Source organism: Flavobacteriales bacterium (assembly GCA_013001705.1).
In the GTDB taxonomy this organism is placed as follows: Bacteria; Bacteroidota; Bacteroidia; order Flavobacteriales_D; family JABDKJ01; genus JABDLZ01.
In genome coordinates, this window is sequence record JABDLZ010000100.1 from 23,280 (window position 1) to 29,437 (window position 6,158).

4 protein-coding genes are annotated in these 6,158 nt (G+C 49.6%); 3 read left to right on the forward strand and 1 reads right to left on the reverse strand.

From position 1 onward, the window contains the following. Positions 1–3 precede the first annotated feature (3 nt). Positions 4–891, reverse strand: coding sequence for a pyridoxal-phosphate dependent enzyme (locus tag HKN79_04180; protein NNC82753.1), 888 nt, complete (start codon positions 889–891; stop codon positions 4–6). A gap of 77 nt (positions 892–968) precedes the next feature. Here HKN79_04180 and HKN79_04185 point away from each other — a divergent pair, with 77 nt between their 5' ends. From HKN79_04185 to HKN79_04195, 3 genes are all read left to right on the forward strand, one after another. Beyond that, positions 969–1,124, forward strand: a complete 156-nt coding sequence (locus HKN79_04185; GenBank protein ID NNC82754.1) for a hypothetical protein — start codon at positions 969–971, stop codon at positions 1,122–1,124. A gap of 14 nt (positions 1,125–1,138) precedes the next feature. Next, positions 1,139–3,121 carry a urocanate hydratase gene (locus HKN79_04190; protein ID NNC82755.1) on the forward strand — a complete coding sequence of 661 codons (1,983 nt, stop codon included), beginning with the start codon at positions 1,139–1,141 and terminating at the stop codon, positions 3,119–3,121. A gap of 126 nt (positions 3,122–3,247) precedes the next feature. Further along, a partial coding sequence (locus tag HKN79_04195; protein NNC82756.1) for a hypothetical protein occupies positions 3,248–6,158 on the forward strand: 2,911 nt, incomplete at its 3' end.

Consider the following 6,158-nt stretch of genomic DNA (forward strand, 5'->3'; position numbering starts at 1 on the left):
AACTCAAATATCGAATAAAGTCACCTCATCCCGCTTCTCGATACCCGCGATTCCCTGCAAGCCACCGGAATGGATGGCCAAAACCCGACCTTCTTTCGGCAATGTTCCCTCATACATGTCTTGGATGACACCATAGAAAAATTTTGCGGTATAGACAGGATCCAAGGGGATACCGGTCTGATCATAGAATGCCCGCATGAAGGAGAAAAGTGCGTCATCGGTCTTAGCATATCCCCCGAAGCAATAGGCATCTGTCAACCGGAGTCTATCTGCATTGATACCGGCCATTTTCTCAATATCCTGCCAAAGGAAGTGTCCCTTCAAGGCTGAATAGACTTCAAGAACTTGCCCAGATCTCAGGCTCTTCAACAGTCCAGCGGCCATGGTACCCGTACCTGCGCTGCAACTGATATGGGTGTACTTTTCCATCCGCTCGTCCAGAATCTCTTCACATCCTTTCACCCCAAGGAGAGATGCACCACCTTCAGGGATGACCATGAATGCTTCTTTCAGACCCAAGTCCTCGATCAATTTTTGCTTGTTTTCCCTATAAGCACTGCGATCAACGAATTGGAGTTGCATGCCATTCTCTTGGGCGGTCTTTAACGTGGAGTTCTCTACTTGAAGTTCATGGCCTCGAATCAATCCGATACTTCGAAGCCCTGAGACCTTGGCGGCAAAGGCGGTGGCAGCGATATGATTTGAATATGCACCTCCAAATGTGACGAGGACCTCGGTGCCGTTCTTCTTTGCCTTCAAGAGAGGATATTTCAGCTTCCTCCATTTATTCCCAGAAACTATGGGGTGAATCTCATCTTCTCTGAGCACTGAGAATGAGACCACAGGGCGGTCCTTCTGAACGAATTTCACTTCGTGCAGCCTTGAACTCATAGAACGGGTCCAATCCATACGGACTAATCTATCGATATTTACACACGCGATAAGAGATACTTCTTACCCGGATCAAGATGAACAGGACACTGGCAGAGGATGATTATTATTTCAATGACGAAGGCCTGATGGTATTCACCGAATCCTATCATTTGAAACGGGGATACTGCTGTAATAACGGATGTCGTCACTGTCCGTATCCCAATGAGACCAAAGCGCAAGACAGAATATGATCGAAGAGAGCACCATTTCATTGCAGAAAAGCATTGCAGAAGGAATCCCTCAGAAGATTCCGGCCTATCCTGCTTTTGACCCGGAGATCAGCCGAGCTCCAAAGAGAAAGCTGCTATTAGATGAAGAAGGGAAAGTACTCGCCCTGAAAAATGCACTCCGCTATTTCCCGAGTCATCAGCACGACACCCTGCTTCTCGAATTCAAGCAGGAATTGGAAGAGTTTGGTCGGATATATATGTACCGATTCCGGCCTGAGTTACCTATGCATGCAAGGAGTCTTTCAGATTATCCAGCGAAGTGCGAGCAAGCAGCCGCCATCATGCTCATGATCCAGAATAACCTGGATCCCGCTGTGGCCCAGCATCCTTATGAGTTGATCACATATGGAGGGAATGGTGCTGTCTTTCAGAACTGGGCCCAATATCGCCTGACGATGAAATATCTGAGCGAGATGACCGAGGAACAGACCCTGGTGATGTATTCAGGGCACCCTCTTGGGCTTTTTCCTTCGCATGTTGAGGCGCCCCGTGTGGTGGTGACGAATGGCATGATGATACCGAATTACAGCAAGCCCGATGACTGGGAGCGCTTCAATGCTCTGGGTGTGACCCAGTATGGGCAGATGACCGCGGGGTCCTATATGTATATAGGCCCACAGGGAATCGTACATGGAACGACCATCACCCTTCTCAATGCCAGCCGTAAACTAGAAGACGGTCGGCCGGAGGGAAAACTTTTCGTCACCTCTGGTCTAGGAGGTATGAGCGGTGCTCAGCCCAAGGCCGGCAACATAGCTGGAGTGACCAGCATCACTGCAGAGATCAACCCCAAAGCAGCCTATAAACGGCATGAGCAGGGTTGGGTAGATGAGGTAATCACAGATGTCGACCAAGTGATCGATGCCGCGCTTCGCTCACAGTCCCAAGGCGAAGCTCGATCCTATGCTTTCTTGGGCAATATCGTGGACCTCTGGGAACGACTGGTCGAGCGAAATATCAAAGTAGACCTTGGAAGCGATCAAACTTCGTTGCACAATCCATGGGCGGGGGGTTACTATCCTGTAGGTCTCAGCTATGATGAGTCCAATCAACTGATGGTCGATGATTCGCAGCAATTCAAGGAGAAGGTCGAGGAATCCTTGAGGCGTCATGTCCAAGCTGTGAACTCACTTGATCAAGAGGGGATGTACTTCTTCGACTACGGAAATGCCTTTCTGCTAGAGGCAGGCAGGGCCGGAGCTGATGTCAAAGGGGATACGACTGAATTCAGATATCCTAGCTATGTACAGGATATCATGGGACCCATGTGTTTCGATTATGGATTCGGACCTTTCCGATGGGTATGTTGCAGCAATGACCCAAAAGACCTGGATACCACCGACCAATTGGCGGCAGACGTTCTTGAAGAACTGATGCAAGATTCACCAACCGAAATACGTCAACAGATGTCGGATAATATCCGGTGGATAGAGGGGGCCAAGAAGAACAAATTGGTAGTAGGCTCTCAAGCACGCATCCTCTACGCAGATGCGGAAGGTAGAATGCGCATAGCCTCCGCCTTCAACCGGGCTATTGCCGATGGAAAATTGAAGAGCGGAGTGGTTCTTGGTCGTGACCATCACGATGTGAGCGGCACCGATTCACCTTATCGTGAGACCAGCAATATCTATGACGGTTCGCGATTTACCGCAGATATGGCCGTACAGAATTTTGTAGGGGATGCCTTCAGAGGTGCCACCTGGATCAGCTTGCATAATGGAGGCGGAGTAGGATGGGGAGAAGTGATCAATGGAGGCTTTGGAATGTATCTCGATGGAAGCCCGGAAGCCGAGCGAAGATTACGTTCTATGCTTCATTGGGATGTCAACAATGGCATAGCCAGACGCAGTTGGGCCCGGAATGACGAAGCCCTCTTCGCCATCAAGCGGGCCATGGAGCAAGAGCCCAAGCTGAGAGTCACCTTACCGAACCTTGTCAACGACTCTTTGTTCAAATAAAATCAGACCCCATTAGGATTCGTATCGGAGAATCACTTTTGACCCTTGATTCTCATCCACTTAGAGGTTAACTTTGCAAGCCCACTGCAAGGGGAATCGCAAACCAGAGGTAGAACGCGATACCCAATGGAACTGACACTGAAGAAACTCATCCCTCTCATCGCGCTGGTCATGTGCACCGTACAAGGTGATGCACAGCGCTTTGCCGGAGCTAATCTGGCCTATGAGTGTGTATCCGATACCGAGTATCTGATACGACTGAAGATCTTCTATAACTGTGCTATTTCCAATCCAAGCACTCTGGAGTCGGTCCGGGTCATCAAATCCCCTTTCAATCCTGAAGTAGTCAATCTCACCCGTGTCGGTTTGGAAGAGGTCTCCCAGATATGCCCAGCACAGCTCGATCAGTCCATGTGTAATGGTGGTGGAGTGCAGGGCTTCTACAAACTCACCTATGAAGGAACCCTGACCCATGATGGCAGTCATGAGTTCATACGACTCAGATGGAAGGTGGGGTATCGGATAGAGAGCATCAACCTGGACAACACCTCCGCAGTAGACCAATACGCACATGCCGTCATCTATCCCCAAGCTGCACCGTGCAACACTTCTCCACAAAGTTCGGTCGAGTCGATTCCAACATTCTGTACCAATGAGGATGTGAACTATAATCTCGCACTGTATGATCCCGATCAAGACGATAGTCTGCAGTTTTCATTCACAGATGCACTCGTACCGAACGGGGCATGGGATTTTATGCCCGCAACCTATGAGGTCGGATATGCAGGCGACCCACCCATCACCGGGGCGACCATCGACCCAAATACCGGAAACATCTCTTTCAATACACCCGATCCAGGAATCTATACCATAGCGGTCAAAGTCGATGAGTATGACACCTCTGGGACACTTATCGGTGAACAGGTCTTCGACCAGATATTCTATATCCAGAACTGCTCAGATGCTCCGCCTTCATCACTTGACCCACACTTCACATTGGAATCAGGGACAGCCACACTCCTTTCCGATGATTCATTGAAGATGTGCTACGGTGATGACTTCTGTGTGAGTTATGATTTCACTTCCCCTAACGCTGGGGCAGAACTTAGTGTACATACCAATATAGACGAAGTGATTCCCGGAGCCAGCGTGAATGTGACCGGCACCAATCCCGTACATGTGGAAATTTGCTGGACGGCCAACCCCAACTACAGCCAAGGCCCGGTATCGATCGTAGTTACCGATGACGCTTGTGATTTTTCTGGGATCGCTCAAGAAACCTTCTTCTTCAAGATCATACCAGGGGTATATGCTGGTGAGGATATCTACTTCTGTGCAGGCCAAGAGGTGCAACTTCAGGCAGAAGGAAGTGACAACTATTCGTGGAGTGGTATCTCAGGAGATCCAGTAAGTCTATTCAACTGTACCGATTGTCCGGACCCTGTATTCACACCCACTCAAGAAAGCGTATTTGAAGTACAAGGGACCAATGCCGGTAACGGTTGCAGTACGACCGATCAAGTGGCCGTACTTCCCAGTCTGGACTATTCCATGGATGTTGTTGATACTGGTTGTGACGGTGATGACGGGGAGATACATCTGCAGATATTGACCGGAAGTGGTGATTATTCGGTCGATCTCAATGGGACCATCATCTCATTAGAGGGAAGCACCTTTGATACTACTGGCCTGGCGATCGGTACCTATGATGTGGTCTTGATAGATGATGAGGTTTCCTGTCAGAATGCTCTCGAAGTCGATATAGTCATGGGTGCAGAAATCCCACAACCTGCCATCGCAGCAGCTACAACTGTTTGTGGTTCATCCCTGACCTTGGATGGAAGCATCGATAATTCCCTGATACAATGGTCTGCATCAGGCCCAGGTGCTATCGGCTTTGATGATTCAGAAATAGAGGACCCTACGGTCACCGTGACGACAGCGGGCATCTATTGGTTCTTCATTGAAGAGACCCATGATGTCTCTGGGTGCATAGGTCTGGATAGTATTGAAGTGACCTTCCTGGATCCAGCCCCAGTATACGCTGGAGTGGATACGACCGTCTGTGCATTTGAATACCAGATGCCCGCAACGGCCAGCAACGGCACTTGGGAGTGGTTCCCATTAGGTCCTGGTGCAGTGAGTTTCAGCACTAGTAGTGCAGACCCATCCGCCTTGGTCACCGTCAGTGTGCTGGGTAGCTATGATTTCTTATGGAATTTCTCAGGTGACAATGGATGTGACTCTTCGGGAACGGTGACCATACAGTTCCTATCCACTCCGGTGGCTCAATCCCCTGATACACTGACCTTCTGTGACTTGGAAGACAACTTCCTCAGCGCCACTCCTGCCGGACCCGGTGAAAGCGGAACCTGGGACATACTTTCAGGAAGCTTCTTATATAACTCTGTGGTGGCCGATTCCCCGATCGATAATCTATCAGGCTATGGAGAATATCTGGCCGTATGGACCGTGTCGAATGGTGGCTGTTCGACTTCCGATACGACCCTCCTGAGGTATCTAGAGCCGGAGACTGCCCAGATCGATGGATTCGATATTCAGGTCTGCGGTTCATCCCATATGATTAGTGCAAACAATGATGAGGGGCAATGGAGCACGAGCGACCCTGCATTGGTCATAGTCTCAGCCGATAGTCCAAGTACCGAGCTGAATGCTACGGAGGCAGGCTCTTATGTCATCTCTTGGACAGTAGGTGAAGGGATATGTGCTGATACCGACTCCCGCACTATCGTGTTCTACGATTCAGCTATAGTAGATATCCAGTTAGTTCCTGAGGAGATCTGTTCCAATGAAGAAATCACTCTTTTTGGTATGGTCCAGAATGCCATATCCTACCAATGGTCCTCAAATGGTGATGGCTCCTTTGATGACATCAATGCATTGAACACTACATACCAACCAGGAGTCAATGATTCTATCAATGGCGGAGTGACGATCACCCTCACTGCGGATGGTGAAAGCGTGTGTCCTGTAATTGAGACCTCTGTCTTTGTGGAGATCATCGGACTACCAGAGG